The sequence below is a fragment of the Streptomyces spongiae genome (genome assembly GCF_009377185.1).
GTDB lineage: Bacteria > Actinomycetota > Actinomycetes > Streptomycetales > Streptomycetaceae > Streptomyces > Streptomyces spongiae.
This window is the reverse complement of sequence record NZ_VJZC01000020.1, coordinates 1-22833: the sequence shown is the minus strand read 5'-3', so window position 1 is coordinate 22833 and position 22833 is coordinate 1. Positions and strand designations below refer to the sequence as shown.

General features: G+C 71.1%; 22 protein-coding genes. 15 read left to right on the top strand and 7 right to left on the bottom strand.

Features of this window, described 5'->3' with window-relative positions; all coding sequences use genetic code 11:
• The first annotated feature begins 2 nt into the window (after positions 1-2).
• The 4 genes from FNH08_RS05425 to FNH08_RS05410 all read left to right on the top strand — a co-directional run bounded on the left by FNH08_RS05425 (position 3) and on the right by FNH08_RS05410 (position 3732).
• Positions 3-1541: an ATP-dependent DNA ligase gene (locus FNH08_RS05425; RefSeq protein ID WP_152770093.1), complete on the top strand. Its 1539-nt coding sequence runs from the start codon at positions 3-5 to the stop codon at positions 1539-1541.
• Positions 1538-2014: an NUDIX domain-containing protein gene (locus tag FNH08_RS05420; RefSeq protein ID WP_322723756.1), complete on the top strand. Its 477-nt coding sequence runs from the start codon at positions 1538-1540 to the stop codon at positions 2012-2014. The genes FNH08_RS05425 and FNH08_RS05420 overlap by 4 nt, the downstream gene beginning before the upstream one ends.
• A 67-nt stretch (positions 2015-2081) precedes the next feature.
• Positions 2082-3467, top strand: a complete 1386-nt coding sequence (locus tag FNH08_RS05415) for an NADP-dependent succinic semialdehyde dehydrogenase (protein WP_152770092.1) — start codon at positions 2082-2084, stop codon at positions 3465-3467.
• A 25-nt stretch (positions 3468-3492) separates the two neighbouring features.
• Positions 3493-3732, top strand: a complete 240-nt coding sequence (locus FNH08_RS05410) for a DUF6213 family protein (protein WP_322723755.1) — start codon at positions 3493-3495, stop codon at positions 3730-3732.
• Positions 3733-3742: 10 nt separating this feature from the next.
• On the opposite strand, the gene FNH08_RS05405 is transcribed toward FNH08_RS05410, so the two are convergent.
• Both FNH08_RS05405 and FNH08_RS05400 read right to left on the bottom strand, forming a co-directional pair.
• Positions 3743-4414 (bottom strand): thiaminase II/PqqC family protein, encoded by a 672-nt coding sequence (locus FNH08_RS05405; protein WP_152770091.1) that lies wholly within the window; start codon positions 4412-4414, stop codon positions 3743-3745.
• Between the two features lie 138 nt (positions 4415-4552).
• A complete protein-coding gene (locus FNH08_RS05400) occupies positions 4553-5779 on the bottom strand; it encodes an acyl-CoA dehydrogenase family protein (protein ID WP_152770090.1) in 1227 nt (408 codons plus the stop codon).
• Positions 5780-5950: 171 nt separating this feature from the next.
• On the opposite strand from FNH08_RS05400, the gene FNH08_RS05395 reads away from it, so the two are divergent.
• Positions 5951-6592: a TetR family transcriptional regulator gene (locus FNH08_RS05395; RefSeq protein ID WP_152770089.1), complete on the top strand. Its 642-nt coding sequence runs from the start codon at positions 5951-5953 to the stop codon at positions 6590-6592.
• 262 nt (positions 6593-6854) lie between these two features.
• Here FNH08_RS05395 and def read toward each other — a convergent pair whose 3' ends face one another.
• Positions 6855-7394 carry a peptide deformylase gene (gene def, locus FNH08_RS05390; protein ID WP_152770088.1) on the bottom strand — a complete coding sequence of 180 codons (540 nt, stop codon included), beginning with the start codon at positions 7392-7394 and terminating at the stop codon, positions 6855-6857.
• Between the two features lie 147 nt (positions 7395-7541).
• Between def and FNH08_RS05385 the strand changes: the two genes are divergently transcribed.
• The 7 genes from FNH08_RS05385 (at position 7542) to FNH08_RS05355 (ending at position 15778) form a co-directional block, all read left to right on the top strand.
• On the top strand, positions 7542-8780 hold the full coding sequence (locus tag FNH08_RS05385; RefSeq protein WP_152770087.1) for a MurT ligase domain-containing protein: 1239 nt from the start codon (positions 7542-7544) through the stop codon (positions 8778-8780).
• 32 nt (positions 8781-8812) lie between these two features.
• Positions 8813-9541, top strand: a complete 729-nt coding sequence (locus tag FNH08_RS05380) for a type 1 glutamine amidotransferase (protein WP_152770086.1) — start codon at positions 8813-8815, stop codon at positions 9539-9541.
• A gap of 253 nt (positions 9542-9794) precedes the next feature.
• Positions 9795-10820, top strand: a complete 1026-nt coding sequence (locus FNH08_RS05375; protein ID WP_152770085.1) for a 6-phosphofructokinase — start codon at positions 9795-9797, stop codon at positions 10818-10820.
• A 207-nt stretch (positions 10821-11027) separates the two neighbouring features.
• Positions 11028-11972, top strand: a complete 945-nt coding sequence (locus tag FNH08_RS05370) for a cytochrome c oxidase assembly protein (protein ID WP_152770084.1) — start codon at positions 11028-11030, stop codon at positions 11970-11972.
• A 160-nt stretch (positions 11973-12132) separates the two neighbouring features.
• Entirely contained in the window at positions 12133-13587 is a 1455-nt protein-coding gene (locus FNH08_RS05365) for a PASTA domain-containing protein (protein WP_152770083.1), read from the top strand.
• Positions 13588-13617: 30 nt separating this feature from the next.
• Entirely contained in the window at positions 13618-15606 is a 1989-nt protein-coding gene (locus tag FNH08_RS05360) for a serine/threonine-protein kinase (protein ID WP_152770082.1), read from the top strand.
• Between the two features lie 13 nt (positions 15607-15619).
• Positions 15620-15778, top strand: a complete 159-nt coding sequence (locus FNH08_RS05355; RefSeq protein WP_152770081.1) for a hypothetical protein — start codon at positions 15620-15622, stop codon at positions 15776-15778.
• Between the two features lie 29 nt (positions 15779-15807).
• On the opposite strand, the gene FNH08_RS05350 is transcribed toward FNH08_RS05355, so the two are convergent.
• Genes FNH08_RS05350 through FNH08_RS05335 form a run of 4 tightly spaced genes read right to left on the bottom strand, consistent with a single transcriptional unit; the run spans position 15808 to position 19960 of the window.
• A complete protein-coding gene (locus FNH08_RS05350; RefSeq protein WP_152770117.1) occupies positions 15808-16983 on the bottom strand; it encodes a sensor histidine kinase in 1176 nt (391 codons plus the stop codon).
• Positions 16984-17026: 43 nt separating this feature from the next.
• Positions 17027-18805, bottom strand: a complete 1779-nt coding sequence (locus FNH08_RS05345) for a sodium/solute symporter (RefSeq protein ID WP_322723751.1) — start codon at positions 18803-18805, stop codon at positions 17027-17029.
• Positions 18806-18831: 26 nt separating this feature from the next.
• On the bottom strand, positions 18832-19191 hold the full coding sequence (locus FNH08_RS05340) for a hypothetical protein (RefSeq protein WP_152770080.1): 360 nt from the start codon (positions 19189-19191) through the stop codon (positions 18832-18834).
• Positions 19192-19204: 13 nt separating this feature from the next.
• Positions 19205-19960 carry a LytR/AlgR family response regulator transcription factor gene (locus FNH08_RS05335; RefSeq protein WP_152770079.1) on the bottom strand — a complete coding sequence of 252 codons (756 nt, stop codon included), beginning with the start codon at positions 19958-19960 and terminating at the stop codon, positions 19205-19207.
• An 89-nt stretch (positions 19961-20049) separates the two neighbouring features.
• Here FNH08_RS05335 and FNH08_RS05330 point away from each other — a divergent pair, with 89 nt between their 5' ends.
• From FNH08_RS05330 to rocD, 3 genes are all read left to right on the top strand, one after another.
• Complete coding sequence (locus FNH08_RS05330) at positions 20050-20541, top strand: Lrp/AsnC family transcriptional regulator (protein ID WP_152770078.1); 492 nt, start codon at positions 20050-20052, stop codon at positions 20539-20541.
• Positions 20542-20688: 147 nt separating this feature from the next.
• Positions 20689-21519, top strand: a complete 831-nt coding sequence (ddaH, locus tag FNH08_RS05325; protein ID WP_322723750.1) for a dimethylargininase — start codon at positions 20689-20691, stop codon at positions 21517-21519.
• Positions 21516-22778, top strand: coding sequence for an ornithine--oxo-acid transaminase (rocD, locus tag FNH08_RS05320; RefSeq protein ID WP_228033919.1), 1263 nt, complete (start codon positions 21516-21518; stop codon positions 22776-22778). Before ddaH ends, rocD begins: the two co-directional genes overlap by 4 nt.
• Positions 22779-22833: the final 55 nt, after the last annotated feature.

The following is a 22833-nucleotide window of genomic DNA, read 5'->3' as shown; positions in this document are numbered from 1 at the left end:
GCATGCTGTTCGCCCGGCTCGCCCGTGTGTCCCAGGAGATCGCCGCCACCTCGGCGCGCTCCCGGAAGACGGCTCTGCTCGCCGAGCTGTTCCGGGACGCGGAGGCGGACGACGTACCGATCGTCATCCCGTATCTGGCGGGCCGCCTTCCGCAGGGGCGGCTCGGCATCGGCTTCAAGCTCCTGAACCAGCACATCGCGCCCGCCGACGCGCCCACGCTCACCGTGCGCGACGTGGACGCCCGGCTGACGGAGATCGGTTCCGTCACCGGCACCGGGTCGCAGGCCGAACGGGGGCGCCTGGTCGGCGCGTTGCTGGCGGCGGCCACCGAGGACGAGCAGCGGTTCCTGTTCGGGCTCCTCACCGGTGAGGTCCGGCAGGGCGCCCTGGACGCGGTGGCCGTCGAAGGGCTCGCGGCGGCGACCGGGGCGCCCCCGGCCGACGTACGGCGTGCCGTGATGCTCGCGGGATCGCTGCAGGCGGTGGCCGAGGCGCTGCTGGCACAGGGCACGCCGGCTCTGGACCGGTTCCGGCTCACCGTGGGCCGTCCGGTCCTGCCGATGCTGGCGCACACCGCGTCCTCGGTGGCGGAGGGCATCGGGAAGCTCGGCTCCTGCGCGGTCGAGGAGAAGCTGGACGGCATCCGCGTCCAGGTCCACCGCGACGGCGACGCCGTACGGCTCTACACCCGCACTCTCGACGACATCACCGACCGGCTGCCGGAACTGACCTCCGCCGCCCTGGAGTTGAAGGGCGAGCGGTTCATCCTCGACGGAGAGGTCATCGCGCTGGACGAGAGGGGACGGCCGCGGTCCTTCCAGGAGACCGCCGGGCGGGTGGGTTCCCGTACGGACGTGGCGACGGCGGCCCGTGAGGTACCCGTCTCGCCGGTCTTCTTCGACGCGCTGTCCGTCGACGGCTCGGACCTGCTGGACCTGCCGTTCGCGGAGCGGCACGCGGAGCTGGCCCGGCTGGTGCCCGAGCCGATGCGGGTACGGCGCACGCTCGCGCGGGGCCCGGACGACCTGGCCTCGGCGGAGGAGTTCCTCGCCGAGACCCTGCGGCGCGGCCACGAGGGTGTCGTGCTCAAAGCCCTCGACGCCCCCTACAGCGCGGGCAGGCGCGGGGCGTCCTGGCTGAAGGTGAAGCCGGTGCACACCCTCGACCTGGTGATCCTTGCCGCCGAGTGGGGCCACGGCCGCCGCACGGGCAAGCTGTCGAACCTCCACCTGGGGGCACGCACCCCCGACGGGTCCTTCGCGATGCTGGGCAAGACGTTCAAGGGCATGACCGACGCGATGCTCACCTGGCAGACCGGGCGGCTGAGGGAGCTGGCCGTCGAGGACAACGGCTGGGTCGTCACCGTACGCCCCGAGCTCGTCGTGGAGATCGCCTACGACGGTCTCCAGCGCTCCACCCGCTACCCGGCCGGTGTCACGCTCCGCTTCGCCCGCGTCGTGCGCTACCGGGAGGACAAGTCCCCCGCCGAGGCCGACACGGTCGAGGCGCTGCTCGCCGCGCACCCGGAGGTGACCCGGTGACGACGGCCAGGCGGAGCGCGGGCCTGCTGCTGTACCGCCGCACGGCGGACGGCCTGGAGGTACTGCTCGGCCACATGGGCGGGCCCTTCTTCGCGCGGCGGCACGCCGGGGCGTGGACCGTGCCGAAGGGCGAGTACGAGCCCGACGAGCCGGCCTGGGACGCGGCGCGCCGCGAGTTCCAGGAGGAGCTGGGCCTTCCGCCGCCCGACGGGGAGGCCGTGGAACTGGGCGAGGTGCGGCAGACGGGCGGCAAGGTCGTCACCGCGTGGGCCGTCGAATCCGACCTCGATCCGGCGACGGTCGTCCCCGGGACCTTCCGGATGGAGTGGCCACCCAAGTCGGGACGGGTCCAGGAGTTCCCCGAGCTGGACCGCGTGGAGTGGTTCGGCCTCGACCGGGCGCGTGAGGTGATCGTCACGGCCCAGGCGGCGTTTCTGGACCGGCTGGCGGAGCACTCGGACAGCCCGGACTGAACCCGCGTTGCACGACGCCTCGCCGCGCGGGAAGGTCGAAGCACAGCCCGTCTTCAGGAGGCCCGCCATGCCCATCGCGACGGTGAACCCGGCGACCGGCGAGACGATCAAGACCTACGACGCCCTCGGCGAGGAGGAGATCGAGCGTCGGCTCGCGATCGCCGAGAGCACCTTCCGCACGTACCGGACCACCTCCCTCGACGAGCGGGCCCGCCTGCTGCGCCGGGCCGCCGATCTCCTCGACGAGGACGCGGAGGACGTCGCCTACGCGATGACGACGGAGATGGGCAAGCCGATCAAGCAGGCCCGCGCCGAGGCCGCCAAGTGCGCGAAGGCGATGCGCTGGTACGCCGACCACGCCGCTCAGCTGCTCGCCGACGAGGAGCCCGACGCCTCCGACGTCGAGGACTCCGGCGCCTCCCGCGTCCTGGTGCGCTACCGGCCGCTCGGCCCGGTGCTCGCGGTGATGCCGTGGAACTTCCCGCTCTGGCAGGTGGTCCGGTTCGCCGCGCCCGCGCTGATGGCGGGCAACGTGGGCCTGCTCAAGCACGCCTCGAACGTGCCGCAGACCGCGCTGTACCTGGAGGACCTGTTCCGCCGGGCGGGCTTCCCGGAGGGCTGCTTCCAGACGCTGCTGATCGGCTCGCGCGAGGTCGAGGGCATCCTGCGTGACCCGCGGATCAGGGCGGCCACCCTCACCGGCAGCGAGCCGGCGGGCCGCTCGGTGGCCTCGGTCGCCGGGGACGAGGTGAAGAAGACGGTCCTGGAGCTGGGCGGCAGCGACCCGTACGTCGTGATGCCGTCGGCGGACATCGACCGGGCCGCGAAGACCGCGGTGACCGCGCGGGTCCAGAACGCCGGGCAGTCATGCATCGCCGCCAAGCGGTTCATCGTGCACACGGACGTGTTCGACGCCTTCGCCGAGCGGTTCACCGAGGGCATGAAGGCGCTGAAGGTCGGCGACCCGCTGGAGGAGGACACCGACGTCGGGCCGCTCTCCAGCAAGCAGGGCCGCCATGACCTGGAGGAACTGGTCGTCGACGCGGTCGAGAGCGGCGCCACGGTCCTGTGCGGCGGCGTGCGCGCCGAGGGGTCCGGCTGGTACTACCCGCCGACCGTCCTCACCGACGTGACCGGCGATATGCGCATCCACCACGAGGAGGCCTTCGGTCCGGTCGCCACGCTGTACCGGGTCACCGATCTGGACGAGGCCGTCGCGGTCGCGAACGACTCGCCCTTCGGCCTGAGCTCGAACGTCTGGACCCGTGACGAGTCCGAGATCGACCGGTTCGTCCGTGACCTGGAGGCCGGCGGGGTGTACGTCAACGGGATGACGGCGTCCCACCCGGCGTTCCCGTTCGGCGGCGCCAAGCGGTCCGGCTACGGGCGTGAGCTGTCGGGTCACGGGATGCGGGAGTTCTGCAACATCACCACTGTGTGGCACGGAGCGTGAGCGTTCCGCGGTTACGATCCCCTCTGTGAACCGCGAAGTGACTCTGCCTCTGATCGTCGACGACCGCGGCACGTTGCAGGTGGCGGCCGCCGACGTCAGCAAGCTGCTGCGCACGGTGGGCGGCCGGTGGCTGCACCTGGTGGAGGACGGTGAGGCGGGGCTCGACGAGGAAACGGTGGCTACCCTCACGATCGAACTCGCCAAGCTGGCCGACCGCATCGACGTGGCGTGCATCGCGCACAGCAGCGGGGGCGCCTCCGGCTAGGGCTTCCGGGTCAACGCTGCTCCAGCTCCCAGAGTGTGTGCCAGAACATCGTCTCGTAGGCCTGGAGCAGGCGGCCGTGGCGGTGCACCAGGTCCTCGTCGATCCGTCCCGTGTCCAGTCCCGCCTGCACCGCCTCCCGCGCCCGCTGGTCCAGTTCCGGTGCGGGCTCGGCGAAGAAGTCGAAGAAGCCACAGGCTTCGTCGGTGAAACCGTAGTGGCGCCTCAGGGCTTCGGCGATCGTCGCGCAGTAGCCACCCCAGGCCGAGAAGTTGGCGCTCAGCGCGAGCACCACGTCGGCCGGGCCGCCGCCCAGCGCCAGCCAGGCCACGTACGACGGGTAGGCCTGGCAGCCCGGCAGCGGCTCGTACGCCGAGGCCCGCGCCTCGTCCACGCCGCACGCCTCGGCGAACGCCCCCAGCCGCTGAGCCGCCACTTCCTCGCCCTCGGCCAGCATCGCGAAGAAGGGCGCGCTCGCGGGCTCCTCGGCGGCCGACCGCTCGGCCAGATGGCGGAACGAGCGCAGGTCCGCGGCGATCACCTGGCGCTGTTCGAGGGCGAGCGCGGCGAGCGTGTCGCGCTCGGCCGCGCCACGGGCGATCAGCGGCAGCAGCCGGTTGGTGCCCGGGTCCGGGGCGAGTTTTCCGGTGGTGGTGTCCAGAAGTTCCCTGGCCGTCAGCGTCATCGCGCACTCCCTCGTGGCTGCCGCGGGTCCGTCTCACCGCCCTTCGACCCTGACACGGTTCCCCGGTCCACAGCAGCCGGACGAGAGTTCCTCACACGGCCGGGTGATCGTGAGCGCGAGGGCGCGCCCCCGACGGCGCTAGCGGATCGACATCCCCGACAGGGTCCGGGCGATCACCAGCCGCTGAATCTCACTCGTACCCTCGAAGATCGTGTAGATCGCCGCGTCCCGGTGCATCCGCTCCACCGGATACTCCCGCGTGTACCCGTTCCCTCCCAGGATCTGGACGGCCTGCGCGGTCACCTGCTTCGCCGTCTCGCTGGCGAACAGCTTCGACATCGACCCCTCTGCCGCGGTGAACGACTTGCCGTTGACCGCCATCCACGAGGCCCGCCACACCAGCAGCCGGGCCGCGTCGACGGACGTACGCATGTCCGCGAGCTGGAAGGCGACACCCTGGTTGTCGATGATCGGCCGCCCGAACTGCTCACGGGTCTTCGCGTAGTCGAGAGCGACCTCGTACGCGGCGCGGGCCGTACCCACGGCCATGGCGCCCACGGCGGGGCGGGACGCCTCGAACGTGGCCATCGCGGCATTCTTCACGCGCTCGCCGCCCGCCTTGGCCCTCTCCCGGGCGCGGGCGAGCCGCTCGTCGAGCTTCTCCTTGCCGCCGAGGAGGCAGGAGCCGGGCACGCGGACGTCCTCCAGGACGACCTCGGCGGTGTGCGAGGCGCGGATGCCGTGCTTCTTGAACTTCTGGCCCTGGGACAGGCCCGGCGTGTTCGGCGGGATGATGAAGGAGGCGTGCCCCTTGGAACCGAGCTCGGCGTCGACGACCGCGACGACGACGTGGACGTTGGCGATACCACCGTTGGTCGCCCAGGTCTTGGTGCCGTTGAGCACCCACTCGTCCTTGGCCTCGTCGTACACGGCACGCGTACGCATGGAGGCCACGTCGGAGCCGGCGTCCGGCTCGGAGGAGCAGAAGGCGGCGAGCTTGACATCGTTGGCGTCGCCGTACATCTGGGGGATCCAGGTGCCGATCTGCTCCTCGGTGCCGTTGGCGAGGACGCCCACGGCGGCGAGGCCGGTACCGACGATGGACAGGGCGATGCCCGCGTCACCCCAGAACAGCTCTTCCATGGCCATGGGTATGCCGAGGCCCGTGGGGTCGAAGTACTGCTGGGCGTAGAAGTCCAGGGAGTAGATACCGACCTTGGCGGCCTCCTGGATGACGGGCCACGGTGTCTCCTCGCGCTCGTCCCATTCGGCGGCCGCGGGACGGATCACATCGGCGGCGAATCCGTGGAGCCAGTCGCGGACTTCCTTCTGTTCCTCATTGAGCTCCATGGTGAACTCGGCCATGACGCCTCCAGCGCTGCACTAAAGTGTTACCTGCGGTAACCGTAGCTTGTTACTGACGGGTAGGAAAAGTCAACTCCCAGAGCGGGTTCGGCAGCCCGTTCGATGTGCACGTGCCAATGAGTGTTAGTTTGCGCAGGCGTCACCGAATCAGCACGGGGTGGGGAGAAGCACATGGAGACCACGCAGCGGACCGATCAGGAACGGGCCGCCGACCGCCGTCGGCGCGAACTCCTCGAGGCCGCCGACAGAGTGGTGCTCCGCGACGGCCCCGGGGCCTCCATGAACGCCATCGCCGCCGAGGCGGGCATCACCAAGCCGATCCTGTACCGGCACTTCGGCGACAAGGGAGGACTGTACGCGGCCCTCGCCACACGCCACACGGACGCGCTCCTCGATTCGCTGCGGGCGGCGCTGGACGCCCCGGCGGAGCGCCGTGAACGCGTCGAGGCGACACTCGACACCTACCTCGCCGCGATCGAGGCACGCCCTCAGGTGTACCGCTTCCTGATGCATCCGGCGGAGGGCGGTCAGCAGGGCGAGGGCTTCGACGTGGGCAAGCACTCCGCCCCTCTGCTGCGCCGCATGGGTGAGGAACTCGCCCAGGTCATCGAGGAACGGCTCGACCTCGGCCCCGGCGGCGAGCAGCTCGCGCGCGTATGGGGTCACGGCATCGTCGGCATGATGCACGCGGCCGGCGACTGGTGGCTGGGCGAACGCCCCTGCTCGCGCGCCGAGTTGGTACGCAGCCTGGCCGACCTCCTGTGGGGCCGCCTCGCAGCGGCGGGAGACAAGGTCGGCAGCCCGGGCTTCTGACCCGGGCCCCCTCGCCGCCGAGCACGGCACACTGCGCGTCTCCCCGAGACGCGCAGTGAACCGCGCCTGGCCAGGGGCGCGGGGTACTGCCCGTTCGCCAGGGGCGCGGGGAACTGCGCGATCTTTCAGGGCGCGGCGAAGACCGGTCACGTCAAAGGCGCGGCGAGCTGAGCGTTCTTTCAGGGGCGCGGGGCTGTGTTCAATGTGCGGCTGCCGCCACGTGGGCGCGACCAGCCACAACGAACCCGCAGACGCCACACGGTCACCGCCCCCACGGCGCCCGCGCGGTCTGGCGCAGGACCCGCCACCGACGCCACCCCGCGAGCCGGTCCACATACACCCGGCCCTCAAGGTGATCGCACTCATGCTGCAGACACCGCGCGAAGAACCCCGTGCCACGCACCCGCACCGGCTCACCGTCCGCCGTGAACCCCTCGACCACGGCCTCGTCGTACCTCTCGGTCCCCGCCTCCAACCCGGGCAGGGACAGACACCCCTCAGGCCCACGCAGCACAACCCCACCCGTCTCGACGAGCCGCGGATTGACCACGTGCCCCACATGCCGCACCTCCTCGTCGTCCGGGCAGTCGTACACGAACACCCGCAGCCGTTCGCCCACCTGATTCGCGGCGAGACCCACACCCTGCGCCGCGTACATCGTGGCGAACATGTCTTCCACGAGACTCGCCAGTTCGGGCCCGAAATCCGTGACTTCTTCACACGGTGCGTGCAGAACGGGGCCCCCGAACAGAGTCATGGGCCGCACACGCCCTCGGGCGCCGGGGATCGAGCCGTTTCGCATGGCCGCAAGGGTACGGTCCTCAACATCACGCGCGCGCCGAGGTGGTGCCGCGATTCGGGCGTGTGAGTGGATCTCGATAGGCTGAGGTCCACACCATGGTGCCGAGAGGCTCAGGCGAGGTGCGCTCGCAAGGAGGATCGAGAACTGATGGCAGGCAACTCGGACCCGCTCACCCCGCGGGCCAAGATCGCCGTGACCGCGGGCAAGGCGGTCGCGGCGGCATCGCGCGCCGCGGGGCGCGGTAGCGGTTCGGTGATCGGCGGCCGGGTGGCACTCAAACTCGACCCCGACCTCCTCGCCCGGCTCGCCCAGAACCTGGACGTGGTCCTCGTCTCGGCGACCAACGGCAAGACCACGACGACCCGTCTGATCGCGGAGGCGCTCCGCGCCGCGGGCCCCGTCGTGTCGAACGCCCTCGGCGCCAACATGCCCGCGGGCATCACCTCGGCGCTGGCCGGTAACTCGGAGGCCAGATACGGCGTCATCGAGGTGGACGAGAAGTACCTCGCGGGGGTGGCGCGCGACACGGCCCCGAAGTGCATCGCGCTGCTGAACCTCTCCCGCGACCAGCTCGACCGCGCCGCCGAGACCCGCATGCTCGCGGAGAACTGGCGTGAGGGACTGGCCGGTTCGAAGGCGGTCGTGGTCGCCAACTGCGACGACCCGCTGGTGGTGTGGGCCGCCTCCTCCTCCCCCAACGTGATCTGGGTCGCCGCCGGGCAGATGTGGAAGGACGACGCCTGGTCCTGCCCGTCCTGCGGCGGTGTGATGCAGCGCCCCGGCGACGAGTGGTTCTGCGGCGAGTGCGGCTTCCGTCGGCCCACGCCGAGCTGGGCGCTGTCCGGCGACCACGTCCTGGACCCGCACGGCTCCGCCTGGCCGATCCACCTCCAGCTGCCAGGCCGCGCCAACAAGGCCAACGCGGCCTCCTCGGCCGCCGTCGCCGCCGTGTTCGGCGTGCCGCCGCAGGTCGCCCTGGAACGCATGTACCAGGTGCAGGCGGTGGCCGGGCGGTACGACGTCGTGCAGTTCATGCAGCGCGACCTCAGGCTGCTGCTCGCCAAGAACCCGGCGGGCTGGCTGGAGACGTTCTCGCTGATCGACCCCCCGCCGGCCCCCGTGATCCTCTCCGTGAACGCGCGGGGCGCCGACGGCACCGACACCTCCTGGCTGTGGGACGTCGACTACACGCGCCTGACCGGGCACCCGATCTTCGTCGTCGGCGACCGCAAGCTGGACCTCGCGGTACGTCTGGAAGTCGCGAACCAGCACTTCCAGGTCTGCGAGAACCTCGACCAGGCCGTGCAGATGTGCCCGCCGGGCCGGATCGAGGTCATCGCGAACTACACCGCGTTCCAGGACCTGCGCCGCCGCGTGGGCAACTGACGTACCCGGACGTACGTAAGGACAGTGACTTCATGAGCGACAACAGCCTGCGGGTCGTCTGGGTCTACCCGGACCTGCTGAGCACGTACGGCGACCAGGGCAACGTCCTCGTCGTGGAGCGCCGGGCGCGCCAGCGCGGCCTCGACGTGGCCCGGCTCGACGTGCGCAGCGACCAGCCGATCCCGACCTCGGGTGACATCTACCTGATCGGCGGCGGCGAGGACCGTCCGCAGCGGCTCGCGGCCGAGCGGCTGCGGCGCGACGGCCACCTGTACCAGGCCGTGCAGAACGGGGCGATCGTCTTCTCGGTGTGCGCCGGGTACCAGATCCTCGGCCACGAGTTCATCAACGACCTCGGCCAGCGCGAGCCCGGTCTCGGCCTGCTCGACGTGACCTCGACGCGCGGCACGGGCGAGCGGTGCGTCGGTGACGTGCTCGCCGACATCGACCCGCGCCTCGGCCTGCCGCCGCTGACCGGCTTCGAGAACCACCAGGGCATCACGCACCTCGGCCCCACCGCCCGCCCGTTCGCACAGACGCGCATCGGCAAGGGCAACGGCACCGGGGACGGTACGGAGGGCGCGTACAACGACACGGTCTTCGGCACGTACATGCACGGCCCCGTGCTCGCCCGCAACCCGCAGATCGCGGACCTGCTGCTGAAGCTGGCGCTCGACGTGAACGCGCTGCCGCCGACCGACGACCGCTGGTACGAGGCGCTGCGCACCGAGCGCATCGAGGCCGCGCAGCAGCCCGCCTGACACGGTCCGGCAGGTCCGGCAGGCCCGACACGGTCACTCGTCCGAGGGGCCCGAGGAACCCGAGAAACGGTTCCTCGGGCCCCTTCGCGCAGTGTGCGGCAGCCCGTCTGACAAGTGCGCCGCTCACCTGTGCGGGGGCGTCCAGCAGGCGGACGCCCGGTACGGACCAGCCCCCTCGCGCCGGTAGGGTGTCCGCGATCCTGCCGGACAGCGCGGTCCGGTTCCCGGCCCACGTGGAGAAGGTTTTCGGGCTATGCGCATTGGTGTCCTCACGTCCGGCGGCGACTGCCCCGGGCTGAACGCCGTCATCCGGTCCGTCGTCCACCGTGCCGTCGTCGACCACGGCGACGAGGTCATCGGCTTCCGGGACGGCTGGAAGGGTCTCCTGGAGTGCGACTACCTCAAGCTCGACCTCGACGCGGTGAGCGGCATCCTCGCTCGCGGCGGCACGATCCTCGGCTCCTCCCGGGTCCGTCCCGAACACCTGCGTGACGGGGTGGCGCGGGCCAAGGGCCACGTCGAGGAGCTCGGCCTCGACGCGATCATCCCGATCGGCGGCGAGGGCACGCTCAAGGCGGCCCGCCTGCTGTCCGACAACGGCCTGCCGATCGTCGGCGTGCCGAAGACCATCGACAACGACATCGCCGTCACGGACGTCACCTTCGGCTTCGACACCGCCGTCGGCGTGGCGACCGAGGCCCTGGACCGGCTGAAGACCACCGCCGAGTCCCACCAGCGCGTGCTGATCGTGGAGGTCATGGGCCGCCACACCGGCTGGATCGCGCTCCACTCCGGCATGGCGGCCGGCGCCCACGCCATCGTCGTCCCGGAACGGCCCTTCGACATCGACGAGTTGGCCACGCGCGTCGGCGAACGCTTCGAGGCGGGGAAGCGGTTCGCGATCGTGGTGGCGGCGGAGGGGGCCAAGCCGAAGGCCGGCTCCATGGAATTCGACGAGGGCGGCAAGGACATTTACGGCCATGAGCGGTTCGCCGGGATCGCCCGGCAGCTCTCGGTCGAGCTGGAGGAGCGCCTCGGCAAGGAGGCGCGGCCGGTGATTCTCGGGCACGTCCAGCGCGGGGGTACTCCTACGGCGTACGACCGTGTGCTGGCCACCCGGTTCGGGTGGCATGCGGTGGAGGCCGTGCACCGGGGGGAGTTCGGGCGGATGACCGCGTTGCGGGGGACGGACATCGTGATGGTGTCGTTGGCGGAGGCGGTGGAGACGCTGAAGACGGTGCCGGAGGCGCGGTACGCGGAGGCGGAGTGCGTGCTGTGAGGGTGTGGGTTCGGTAGCGCCGTTGGGGTACCTGTTCGTCTTCGGGCCGCGGGTTCGTCGTGGCTTGTCGCGCAGTTCCCCGCGCCCCTGAAGGGGCACAGCCCCTCGGCCCTGAGAGCACCGCCCCCGGTGGCTGCCGCCGCCGGGGGCGGTTCTAGTCTGGTGCGGACAGACTGCGCTCAACCCCCACGAAACAGGAGCCGGCGGATGGATCACAGCGGGCACGGAACGGAGCTCTTGCCGTTCACACTGGGGCGGGGGCTCGGGTGGTCGGCGGACCCGTTCTTCCTCGTCGGCTGTCTCGTGGCGCTGGGGCTGTACGGCTGGGGAGTCGTGCGGCTGATGCGGCGCGGGGACAAGTGGCCGGTGGGGCGGACGGTCGCGTTCGCCGTCGGTGTGCTGCTCGTGATGCTGATGATGTGCACCAAGCTGAACGACTACGGGATGGTCATGTTCAGCGTGCACATGGTCCAGCACATGGTGATCAGCATGCTGGCGCCGATCGTGCTGCTGCTCGGCGCTCCGATCACGCTGGCACTGCGGGCGCTGCCGGTCGCGGGGAAGGGGCGCAAAGGGCCGCGCGAGGTGCTGCTGATGCTGTTGCACAGCCGCTATCTGCGGATCGTGACGCACCCCGCGTTCACCATCCCCCTGTTCATCGCGAGCCTCTACGCGCTGTACTTCACGCCGCTGTTCGACTTCCTCATGGGGTCCAAGCCGGGGCACATCGCGATGATGGTGCACTTCCTCGCGGTCGGCCTGGTGTTCTTCTGGCCGATCATGGGCGTCGACCCCGGCCCGCACCGCCCCGGCTATCTGATGCGGATGCTGGAGCTCTTCGCCGGTATGCCGTTCCACGCGTTCTTCGGCATCGCGCTGATGATGGGGTCGGAGCCGATGGTCGAGGCGTACCGGAACCCGCCGGCCTCGCTCGGCATCGACGCGCTCGCCGACCAGAACGCGGCGGGCGGCATCGCCTGGGCGTTCAGCGAGATCCCCTCCGTGCTCGTGCTGCTCGCGCTGCTCTTCCAGTGGCACGGCTCCGAGCAACGGCAGGCCAGGCGTCTGGACCGCGCCGCCGACCGCGACGGGGACAAGGAACTCGAGGCGTACAACGCCTATCTGGCCTCACTCAACGCACGCGGTCGCTGAGTCCCGCTTTCTGCACCGAACCTCTTTTCCCCTTTCGGCAACTCGCTCCCCTCTCATTTTTCGTCTTGACTGAAAGGCTTTTCCATTCAGTAGCATGAGTCGTGAGCCCTGCTTTCGCTCTGCGGGGTGACGGGGGAAACCACCGCCGGGGGGAGCGGTCATGACCGTGCGCGCACGCTTGCGAAGGGCCGGGAAATCAGCTGTTCGAAGGGTCGCCGTACTGCTGGCGGGAGTCCTGATCGTCAGCGGATGCGGCTCCGGGCCACCCGAGTTCGCGGTGAAGGCCGTCGCAGCCGGAATACCGTCTCTCGCACCTTTTTTCGAAGAGGACGGACAGCTGGGCGAGGACGCCACCATCGCGTCACAGCCGCCGCACAGCGGTCTGCAGCAGGGCAACGCACCAGGGCTGTACGGGGGCAGCAGGAAACCCACGATCTGTGACGTCGAGCGTCTCAAGGAATTCCTCACCGACCCCAAGAACGACCAAAAGGCCCGCGAATGGGCGCGTGTCATCGGCATCAAGCCGGTGACCGCCGACCGGATCGAAAACTATCTCGACGATCTCACACCCGTTTTCCTGCGTCACGACACCCTTGCGGTGAACCACGATTACAAGAAAGGCAAAGCCGTCGCCTTCGAGGCGTTACTGGAGGCGGGGATCGCGGTTCTGGTGGACGACAAGGGCATGCCCGCCGTGAAGTGCTCATGCGGAAACCCCTTGCGGCCCTTCGACAAGGACCCCGAGCGCATCGACGTCGAGTTCGAGAACGGCAACAAGAAGTGGAACGGATACGACGAGTCCGACGTGGTCGTCGTCCGACCTGCGCCCCAGACGCTGGACCGGGTCGTCCTCGTCGACGTCCAGAACCCGGACCGGGGCATCGCCCGGCCCGTCGGCAGCGACGGTGAGCAGGACAGGCCCTTCGACGCGACGAAGGAACACGAGGTGCCGAGCGTGTCCGGGATGTCGTTCGGCGCAGCCAGCCAAAAGCTCGCGGCGCTCGGCCTCGCGGTGGCGTACGCCGGGGACGAGCTGCCCTCCGCCGACGCACGGGTGACCGGCTCCGAGCCCGGCCCCGGCACCGAGCTGCGGTTCGGGGAGGCCGTGGCGCTGGAGGTGGAGCCGGAGGAGGACGGGAAATCGAGCGGGGGTTCGAGGCCGGAAACGCCGTCCTCCGAGGGCAGCCCGACCGAGAGCCCGACTACGGATGAACCGACGACCCGCGAACCGACCACGGACGAACCCACGTCCCGCGAACCCACCACAGACGAACCCACGACCAGCGAACCCACCACAGACGAACCCACCACGGACGAACCCACCACGCTGAAACCCACCCGCAACGAGCCCACCACCAGTGAGCCGACCTCCAGCGAACCCACCACGGCAGAGCCCACCACGGCAGAGCCCACCACCCGGCCCACCACGAGCGAGCCTGTCACCAACGAGCCCGTCACCAACGAGCCCGTCACCAGTGAACCGGCGTCGAGCGCACCGGCGTCCAGCGCACCCGCGTCGAGCGCACCCGTCTCGTCCGGTGACCCACCCCCCGAGGAAGCCACCGAGGAAGTCCCCGAGGAAGTCCCCGAGGAAGCCACCGAAAGCCCGGCCTGACCCACGGACCGCACCCCGGAGAGTGACCGGATGGAAGAAGGAGCACCCGACGCCGGAGTCGGACGGACCATCGCCGGCCGTTACCTCCTGCTGAAGCGGCTGGGCAGTGGCGGCATGGGCCACGTCTGGCTCGCCCACGACCAGCAGCTGGCCTGCGAGGTCGCCCTCAAGGAGATCGTGTTCCGTGACCCGGGCGAGGCGGACCGTGACCGCTCGGCCCGGATCGCCCGCGCCCGCGCGGAGGCCCGGCACGCGGCCTGGCTGCGCGACCACCAGAACGTGGTGACCGTGCACGACGTCCTGGAGCACGACGGTCTGCCCTGGATCGTGATGGAGTACGTGCCGGGCGCGATCGACCTGCGCGTCCTGATCGCCCGGCGCGGCCCCCTGGCACCCGCGGAGTGCGCGCGCATCGGCCTGGCCGTGCTGGACGCGCTGACCGCCGGACACGAGCGGGGCATCATGCACCGGGATGTGAAACCGGCCAACATCCTGCTGGCACCGGACCGCACCGGCTCGCCCTACGCACGTGTCCTGCTCACCGACTACGGCATCTCCGTGCGGCCCGACGGCGGCGACACCCGGCTCACGGGCACGAACATCCTCGTCGGCACCGCCGGGTACCTGGCTCCCGAACGGGCCGACGGCGGGCAGCCCACTCCGGCGGCCGACCTGTTCTCGCTCGGCTGCACGCTCTACTACGGCGTCGAGGGGTACGGCCCGTTCGAGCGGGACTCGGACCTCGCGGCGGTCGCCGCCGCCGTACTGGAGGAACCGCGTCCGCCCCTGCGCGCGGGGGCACTGGAACCGGTGCTGGCCGCCATGCTCGCCAAGAACCCCGCGCACCGGAGCACCGTCCCGGAGGCCGAGGCGGGGCTCTCCGCGATCGTCACGCCCCAGTCCCCCGCACGGACCCAGCCGGCCCCGGGCTCGGAGCCGCCCTGGTCGAGCGGGGCGACCGACACGGCGGTTTCCCGGGCCGCGCGGGTCCAGGGGCTCGGTACACCGTGGTACGCCCCGACGGCCGTTCCGGAGTCCTCCACCGCGTCGGGCGGCCAGGAGACGCCACTCGCCCGGCCCGCCGTCCAGGAGCGCTTCGCGCAGGGCGAGGTCCCGCAGCAGCGGCTCGCGCCGCCGGTTTCCGGTCCCTGGGCCGCGGACGGCTTCGGTGTTCCCCCCGTACGCACAGGTCAGCAGCCTGGCAAGCGCCACGGCATCCTCCTGGCACTCCTGGGCGGTCTCCTCGGTCTCGCCCTCGTCGGCAGTGGGGCCTGGTTCTACATGGCGATCCTGGAGAGGGCCGGTGACAAGAAGCCGTACGGTGACGTCATCGGTCTGAGCAGGCCGCTGAAGGACGGCGACTGTGTGAGCGCCGTCTGGCCGGACGTTCCCTTCACGGGAAGGCCGCGCCTCAGCGTCGTGGAGTGCGGCGGCAGCACCACGGACGGACAGGTGATGGCTCTGTACGAGGCGAGGTCCGCGGACGAGGCCCGTGGGTCCGGCACCTCCCAGTGCGAGCTGCGCACCGAGGAGACCCGTGAGAAGCTCGCGGCCGTCCGCACGTACGCCGTCGTCCCGGACAGCGACGGCTTCGAGACGGCCGGGCGCCGCGTCGCCTGTCTGCTGCTGGGCACCACCGGGCCGGTGTACGGCCCGCTGGGGCACCACCGCGAGATGGGTGCGAAGATCCCCGACACGGCCGCCCTGCAGAAACAGGACTGCCTCCACAAGGTCTCCAAGACCGCGACGGAGCTTGTCCCGTGTGACGGCCCCCATGACCAGCGGGTTCTCGGATTCGCCTCGCTGGAGCCGGAAACGACGCACCAGGAGGCAACCGTGGACGGCAAGGGGCGGGAGGCCTGCCAGGACAACCTGCCTCCCGAGGACTACGGATACGACCCGAACAGCTACAAGTCCGACGCCTGGGTGAGCGAAAGTGCCTGGAATACGTCCTCGCATTACGTCGTCTGCACCGTTCTGTTGCAAAACGGGGGCACCATGGAGGGGGATCAAGTCTGAGGAGGGTGTTGCGATGCCCGGTTCGACGAAGGCGATGGGGGTGCTCACCATGGGTGGGCTCGTTGTGGTGACGGCCTACACGGTGGCCCTCGGCTCCAATGGCTGGCTCTGGTTCGGATGGGTCGTCCTCGGCCTGATCACGCTCGGCATGGTGGTCTCGCGCAACACCTGACGCGCGGCGCCTGTCCGCGCACATGACGCTCACTCGCGGGGAAGCCGTCCCCCGGAGTGCACGCCCGGCTGGTACTTCGGCAGCCGGGCGGTGATCTTCATGCCCGCGCCCACCGCGGTCTCGATGACGAGGCCGTGGTCGTCGCCGTACACCTGGCGGAGCCGCTCGTCGACGTTGCACAGGCCGATGCCGCCCGATGGGCTGACCTCTCCGGAGAGGATGCGGCGCAGGAGCCCGGGGTCCATGCCGACGCCGTCGTCCTCGATGACCACCAGCGCCTCGGCGCCCGCGTCCTGGGCGGTGATGCTGATGTGGCTCCTGCCTCCGGCGGGCACGGCCTTGCCCTCCAGACCGTGCTTGACGGCGTTCTCCACGAGGGGTTGCAGACACAGGAACGGCAGCGCGACCGGGAGGACCTCGGGGGCGATCTGGAGGGTGACCGAGAGGCGGTCGCCGAAGCGGGCCCGGACCAGCGCCAAGTAGTGGTCGATGGCGTGGAGTTCATCGGCGAGGGTAGTGAAGTCACCGTGCCTGCGGAACGAGTAGCGGGTGAAGTCGGCGAATTCCAGGAGGAGTTCACGGGCGCGCTCGGGGTCGGTGCGGACGAACGAGGCGATCACCGCGAGCGAGTTGAAGATGAAGTGCGGGGAGATCTGGGCGCGCAGGGCCCTGACCTCGGCCTCGATCAGCCGGGTGCGGGACTGGTCCAGGTCGGCCAGTTCGAGTTGGACGGAGACCCAGCGGGCGACCTCGCCCGCAGCGCGCACGAGGACGGCGGACTCTCCGGGCGCGCAGGCGACGAGAGCCCCGTGGACGCGGTCGTCGACGGTGAGGGGGGCGACGACGGCCCAGCGCAGCGGGCAGTCGGGCTCCTCGCACTTCAGGCGGAACGCCTCGCCCCGGCCGGTCTCCAGGGGGCCGGCGAGCCGTTCCATGATCTCGGTGCGGTGGTGCTCCCCCACGCCGTCCCAGGCGAGGACGGCCTCGTGGTCGGTGAGGCAGAGCGCGTCCGTGCCGAGCAGGGTGCGCAGCCGCCGGGCGGACTTGCGGGCCGTCTCCTCGGTCAGCCCGGCGCGCAGCGGGGGCGCCGCGAGCGAGGCGGTGTGCAGGGTCTCGAAGGTGGCGTGCTCGACGGGTGTGCCGAGCCCGCCGAGGCTGCGCTGCCGGGCGGTGCGGCGGCCGAGCCAGAATCCGGCGGCCAGCATCGGGAGCACCGCCACGCACAGCCCGGCCAGGAATCCGGTGACCTCACCCGTTCCCACGTGTTCTCACCCTCCTCCACGAGTCGGTGCTCGCCTCGCTCTCCCTGGCCGGGCCGTGCGCCTGGCCGCGGGCGAGCGCCTCCGGCAGGTGGAATCGCGCCAGGATCGCCGATGTGCCGGCCGGGACCCGCCCGGGCGTCGCCAGCGACACCAGCACCATCGTCAGGAACCCGAGCGGCACGGACCAGAGCGCGGGCCAGGCAAGGAGCGCGTGCAGGGGCCCGCCGCCGGGGTAGCCCGCCATGGTCACCGCGACCGCGACGAGCGCCGATCCCCCGCCGACCAGCATCCCGGCCGCGGCGCCCGGCGGGGTGAGCCGCCGCCACCAGATGCCGAGCACCAGCAACGGGCAGAAGGACGAGGCGGACACCGCGAAGGCGAGGCCCACCGCGTCGGCCACCGGCAGTCCGCCCACCAGAGAGCCGGCCGCGAGCGGCACGGCCATCGCGAGTCCCGTGGCGAGCCGGAAGTGCCGTACCCCGCGTGAGGGCAGTACGTCCTGGGTGAGCACGCCCGCCACGGCTATGGTCAGCCCCGACGCGGTGGACAGGAAGGCGGCGAACGCCCCGCCCGCGACCAGTGCGCCCAGCAGGTCCCCGCCCAGCCCGCCGATCATGCGGTCGGGCAGCAGGAGTACGGCCGCGTCGGCGTCGCCGGTGAGGGTGAGGTCGGGGGCGTACAGGCGGCCCAGCGCGCCGTAGAGGGGCGGGAGGAGGTAGAAGGCGCCGATCAGACCGAGGACGACGACCGTCGTGCGACGGGCGGCGACGCCGTGCGGGCTGGTGTAGAAGCGGACGACGACGTGCGGCAGGCCCATGGTGCCGAGGAAGGTGGCGAGGATCAGTCCGTACGTGGCGTACAGCGGGCGTTCCTCGCGGCCCGCGGCGAGCGAGGTCGACATGCCGCCGTTGGTGCCGCGGTCGGCCACGGGGACGGGGTCGCCCTCGGTGAAGGTCAGCCGGGTGCCGGCGTCGATGCGGTGGGTGCCCGCGGGGAGGCCGACCCGCTCGTCCTCGTAGCTGCGGCCGTCGATCGTGCCGGAGGCGGTGACGTCGAGCGGGCGGTCGAGCTTGAGGTCCAGGCCGGCGTCGACACGGACGACCCGCTGCTCGCGGAACTCCGCGGGTTCGTCGAAGGCGTGGCGCGGGGCCCCGTCGCCCTGCCAGGCGAGGACGAGGAAGAGGGCCGGGACGAGCAGCGCGGTGAGCTTGAGCCAGTACTGGAAGGCCTGCACGAAGGTGATGCTGCGCATGCCCCCGGCGGCGACGGTCGCGACGACGACGGCCGCGACGATCACTCCGCCGAGCCAGTCGGGCGCCCCGGTGAGCACGGTCAACGTCAGTCCGGCGCCCTGGAGTTGAGGCAGCAGGTACAGCCAGCCGACGCCGACGACGAAGGCCCCCGCCAGCCGCCGTACGGCCTGTGAGGCGAGCCGGGCCTCGGCGAAGTCCGGCAGGGTGTACGCCCCGGAGCGGCGCAGCGGGGCCGCGACGAACAGCAGCAGCACGAGGTAGCCCGCGGTGTAGCCGACCGGGTACCAGAGCATGTCGGGGCCCTGGACCAGGACGAGGCCCGCGATGCCGAGGAAGGAGGCGGCGGACAGGTACTCGCCGCTGATCGCGGCCGCGTTGAGGCGGGGACCTACGGTGCGGGAGGCGACGTAGAAGTCGGAGGTCGTCCGTGAGATGCGCAGGCCGAAGGCGCCGACGAGGACGGTCGCGACGACGACGAGGGCGACCGCGGGGACGGCGTAGTTCTCGTTCACAGTGCTGTACCCCTTGTGCCCGGACCTCAGCGGTCCTCGACGAGCCGTGCGAAGTCCCGCTCGTTGCGCTCGGCGCGGCGTACGTGCCAGCGGGCGAGGAGGACGAGCGGCGGGTAGATGCCGAAGCCGAGGACGGCCCATTCGAGGCCGGCGCTGTCGGGCATCGCCGCGAACACCAGCGGCAGCGGTCCGACGAGCAGCACCAGCACCGCGAACACCGTCAGCGCGGCGCGGAGTTGGCTGCGCATGAGCGAGCGGACGTAGGTGTGGCCGAGGGTGGTCTGTTCGTCGATCTCGGTGCGGGGGCGGTAGTAGCCGGAGGTGCGGCGCGTGCGCCGGGGCACTCCGGTGACGACGACGCGGCGTTCGGTCGGGTCCTGAGGCATCTGTGGTGCCCCCTCAGCCCGTGGTCCGGCGCATCAGCAGGTCGCGCAGTTCGCGGGCGTGGCGGCGGCTGACCTGGAGCTCGACCTCGCCGACGAGGACGCTCACGGTGCCCGCGTCGAGGCGGAGTTCGGCGACGTGGCGGAGGGCGACGAGGTGGCGGCGGTGGATGCGGACGAAGCCGCGGGCGCGCCAGCGCTCCTCCAGGGTGGAGAGCGGGATGCGGACGAGGTGGCTGGCCCGGTCGGTGTGCAGCCGGGCGTAGTCGCCCTGGGCCTCGACGTGGGTGATGTCGTCGACGGCCACGAAGCGGGTCACGCCGCCGAGCTCGACGGGTATGTGGTCCGGGTCGGGTTCGTGCACGGGTATCGGCGGGGCGGTGTCGAGGAGCTCGGCCGCCCGGCGGACGGCTTCGGCGAGCCGTTCCCGGCGTACGGGCTTGAGCACGTAGTCGACGGCCTTGAGGTCGAAGGCCTGGACGGCGAAGCCCTCGTGGGCGGTGACGAAGACGACGAGCGGCGGGCGGGCGAAGCCGGTGAGCAGGCGGGCCATGTCGAGGCCGTCGAGGCCGGGCATGTGGATGTCGAGGAAGACGACGTCGATCGCCTCGGGGCCGCCGGGGCCGGACTCCAGCGCCCGGTTGATGCGGCGCAACGCCTCGGTGGCGTCGCTCGCGCCTTCGGCGCTGCTGACCCGGGGGTCGGCCCTGAGCAGGTAGAGCAGTTCCTCGAGGGACGGGTTCTCGTCATCGACGGCGAGCGCGCGCAGCATGACCCCGGAGTCTAGGAGTAATTCGTACGCGTGCACACGTGCCCGGCGAGGACGTACCCGCTGGATATGAGCCGGATACAGTGCCGACCATGAGCAGCAGGCCGGCGCCGTTCGACGAGCTCGACCGGAAGATCATCACCGCGCTGATGGCGAACGCCAGGACCAGCTTCGCCGAGATCGGCGCGGCGATCGGTCTGTCGGCGACAGCGGTCAAGCGGCGCGTGGACCGGTTGCGGGACACGGGGGTGATCACCGGGTTCTCGGCCACCGTGGAGCCGTCGGCGCTCGGGTGGCGCACGGAGGCGTACGTGGAGGTGTACTGCGAGGGGGCGGCGCCGCCCCGGCGGCTGGCGGAGGTGGTGCGCAACCATCCGGAGATCGTGGCCGCCATGACGGTGACGGGTGGCGCGGACGCGCTGCTGCACGTGCGGGCGCGGGACGTGGAGCACTTCGAGGAGGTGCTGGAACGGATCCGGATCGAGCCGTTCATCCGGAAGACGATCAGCTACATGGTGCTGTCCCACCTCCTCCCGGAAAGCCCGGAAGCGGGCGCCAGCCAGCCCGCGCCGGAAGGTATGTGAGTAAACGCACCAGACCTGCGTCATTCCCTTCCAGAACGCAGCATTCCTGCGCCGACACGCAATCTTTAGCTCTTGTCGCTCGCCGTAGCCACTTCCTACCTTGGTGTTACCCCTCATCAGCACCGCAGGAAGCGGAGGAACCCCTCTGTGCCCGAAAGCCGTGTGCCGCGTCGGCGGCGCTTCCTCGTCTGTGAACCCAGACACTTCGCCGTGCAGTATGCGATCAACCCGTGGATGCACCCGGACAAACCCGTCGACGTCGATCTGGCCCGCGGCCAGTGGGCGGACCTGATCCGCGCCTACCGCGACCACGGCCACACCGTGGACACCGTGGAGCCCGTCGTGGACCTCCCCGACATGGTGTTCGCGGCGAACTCCGCACTCGTCCTCCAGGGCCGTGTCTTCGGCTCCATGTTCCACGCGCCCGAGCGGCGCCCCGAGTCCATCGCCTACGAGACCTGGTTCCGGACCGCCGGCTACGACGTGTACCGGTCCGACTCGGTGTGCGAGGGCGAGGGCGACCTGGTTCCGGCAGGCCGCTGGGTCCTGGCCGGCACCGGCTTCCGTACGACCCGTGAGGCGCATCATGAGGTGCAGGAGTTCTTCGGGATCCCCGTGATCAGCCTCCAGCTGGTGGACCCGTACTTCTACCACCTGGACACCGCGCTGTTCGTCCTCGACGACGGAGACGAGGGGAACGCCGGGAACATCGTCTACTATCCGGAGGCGTTCTCACCGGGCAGCCGCAAGGTGCTCGCCCGGCTCTACCCGGACGCGGTGCTCGCCACCCGCCAGGACGCGATGGCCTTCGGGCTGAACTCCGTGTCCGACGGCCGCCACGTCTTCATCGCGCCGCGCGCCAAGGAACTCGCCGACCAGTTGGCGCGCCAGGGCTACGTTCCCGTCCCCGTCGACCTGTCGGAGTTCCACAAGGCCGGCGGCGGCATCAAGTGCTGCACTCAGGAGATCCGCTCATGACCGCTCCCGTCCGTACGCAGTCCTCCGCCGACGTGCCTGAGCAGTCCTCCGCTCCCCGCTCGTCCGCCGAGCTGATCCGCGCCGAGGAGCCGGTCCTCGCGCACAACTACCACCCGCTGCCCGTGGTCGTCGCCCGCGCCGAGGGCACCTGGGTCGAGGACGTCGAGGGCCGCCGCTACCTGGACATGCTGGCGGGCTACTCGGCGCTCAACTTCGGCCACCGCCACCCCGCGCTGATCGAGGCCGCCCACCGCCAGCTCGACCGGCTGACCCTCACCTCGCGCGCCTTCCACAACGACCGGCTCGCCGAGTTCGCCGAGGGCGTGGCCGCGCTGACCGGCCTGGACATGGTGCTGCCCATGAACACGGGCGCCGAGGCCGTGGAGAGCGCCGTGAAGGTGGCCCGGAAGTGGGCGTACGAGGTGAAGGGCGTCCCGGCCGACCGGGCGACGATCGTCGTGGCCGCCGACAACTTCCACGGCCGTACGACCACGATCGTCAGCTTCTCGACGGACCCGGCGGCCCGCACCGGCTTCGGTCCGTTCACCCCGGGCTTCCGCGTGGTCCCGTACAACGACCTCGCCGCGCTGGAGGCGGCCGTGGACGAGACGACGGCCGCCGTGCTGATCGAGCCCATCCAGGGCGAGGCGGGCGTGATCATCCCGGACGAGGGCTACCTGGCCGGCGTCCGCGAGCTGACGTCCCGCACCGGCTGCCTGTTCATCGCCGACGAGATCCAGTCGGGCCTGGGGCGCACCGGCCGCACGCTCGCCGTCGAGCACGAGGGGGTCCTGCCCGACCTCGTGCTGCTCGGCAAGGCGCTGGGCGGCGGCATCGTGCCCGTGTCGGCCGTGGTCGGGCGCCGGGAGGTTCTCGGGGTGCTGCGCCCGGGGGAGCACGGCTCGACGTTCGGCGGCAACCCGCTCGCCGCGGCGGTCGGTTCCGCGGTCGTGGAGCTGCTGCGGTCGGGTGAGTTCCAGCGCCGGGCGGCCGAGCTGGGCACGGCCCTGACCGACGGACTGTCGGCGCTGCTGGGCAGGGGTGTCGTCGGGTTCCGGGCGCGCGGGCTGTGGGCGGGCGTGGACATCGACCCGGTGTTCGGCACGGGCCGCGAGATCAGCGAGCGCCTCATGTCCGAGGGAATCCTGGTCAAGGACACCCACGGCTCGACGATCCGCCTCGCTCCCCCACTCACGATCACGGCCGAGGAGCTCCGCTCGGCGCTGGGTGCTCTGGAGGACGTACTGGGGCGGCCGTGACCGACCTGCGCCCCTGAAGCGGAGCAACCCTCGGGCGGGGCCGGGACCGTGGTCC

Coding starts and splice junctions, on each gene's coding strand:
- FNH08_RS05425 (WP_152770093.1), top strand. CDS start 3: ATGCTGTTCGCCCGGCTCGCCCGTGTGTCCCAGGAGATCGCCGCCACC.
- FNH08_RS05415 (WP_152770092.1), top strand. CDS start 2,082: ATGCCCATCGCGACGGTGAACCCGGCGACCGGCGAGACGATCAAGACC.
- FNH08_RS05405 (WP_152770091.1), bottom strand. CDS start 4,414: ATGACGCTGACGGCCAGGGAACTTCTGGACACCACCACCGGAAAACTC.
- FNH08_RS05400 (WP_152770090.1), bottom strand. CDS start 5,779: ATGGCCGAGTTCACCATGGAGCTCAATGAGGAACAGAAGGAAGTCCGC.
- FNH08_RS05395 (WP_152770089.1), top strand. CDS start 5,951: ATGGAGACCACGCAGCGGACCGATCAGGAACGGGCCGCCGACCGCCGT.
- def (WP_152770088.1), bottom strand. CDS start 7,394: ATGCGAAACGGCTCGATCCCCGGCGCCCGAGGGCGTGTGCGGCCCATG.
- FNH08_RS05385 (WP_152770087.1), top strand. CDS start 7,542: ATGGCAGGCAACTCGGACCCGCTCACCCCGCGGGCCAAGATCGCCGTG.
- FNH08_RS05380 (WP_152770086.1), top strand. CDS start 8,813: ATGAGCGACAACAGCCTGCGGGTCGTCTGGGTCTACCCGGACCTGCTG.
- FNH08_RS05375 (WP_152770085.1), top strand. CDS start 9,795: ATGCGCATTGGTGTCCTCACGTCCGGCGGCGACTGCCCCGGGCTGAAC.
- FNH08_RS05370 (WP_152770084.1), top strand. CDS start 11,028: ATGGATCACAGCGGGCACGGAACGGAGCTCTTGCCGTTCACACTGGGG.
- FNH08_RS05365 (WP_152770083.1), top strand. CDS start 12,133: ATGACCGTGCGCGCACGCTTGCGAAGGGCCGGGAAATCAGCTGTTCGA.
- FNH08_RS05360 (WP_152770082.1), top strand. CDS start 13,618: ATGGAAGAAGGAGCACCCGACGCCGGAGTCGGACGGACCATCGCCGGC.
- FNH08_RS05355 (WP_152770081.1), top strand. CDS start 15,620: ATGCCCGGTTCGACGAAGGCGATGGGGGTGCTCACCATGGGTGGGCTC.
- FNH08_RS05350 (WP_152770117.1), bottom strand. CDS start 16,983: ATGCTGGCCGCCGGATTCTGGCTCGGCCGCCGCACCGCCCGGCAGCGC.
- FNH08_RS05340 (WP_152770080.1), bottom strand. CDS start 19,191: ATGCCTCAGGACCCGACCGAACGCCGCGTCGTCGTCACCGGAGTGCCC.
- FNH08_RS05335 (WP_152770079.1), bottom strand. CDS start 19,960: ATGCTGCGCGCGCTCGCCGTCGATGACGAGAACCCGTCCCTCGAGGAA.
- FNH08_RS05330 (WP_152770078.1), top strand. CDS start 20,050: ATGAGCAGCAGGCCGGCGCCGTTCGACGAGCTCGACCGGAAGATCATC.
- rocD (WP_228033919.1), top strand. CDS start 21,516: ATGACCGCTCCCGTCCGTACGCAGTCCTCCGCCGACGTGCCTGAGCAG.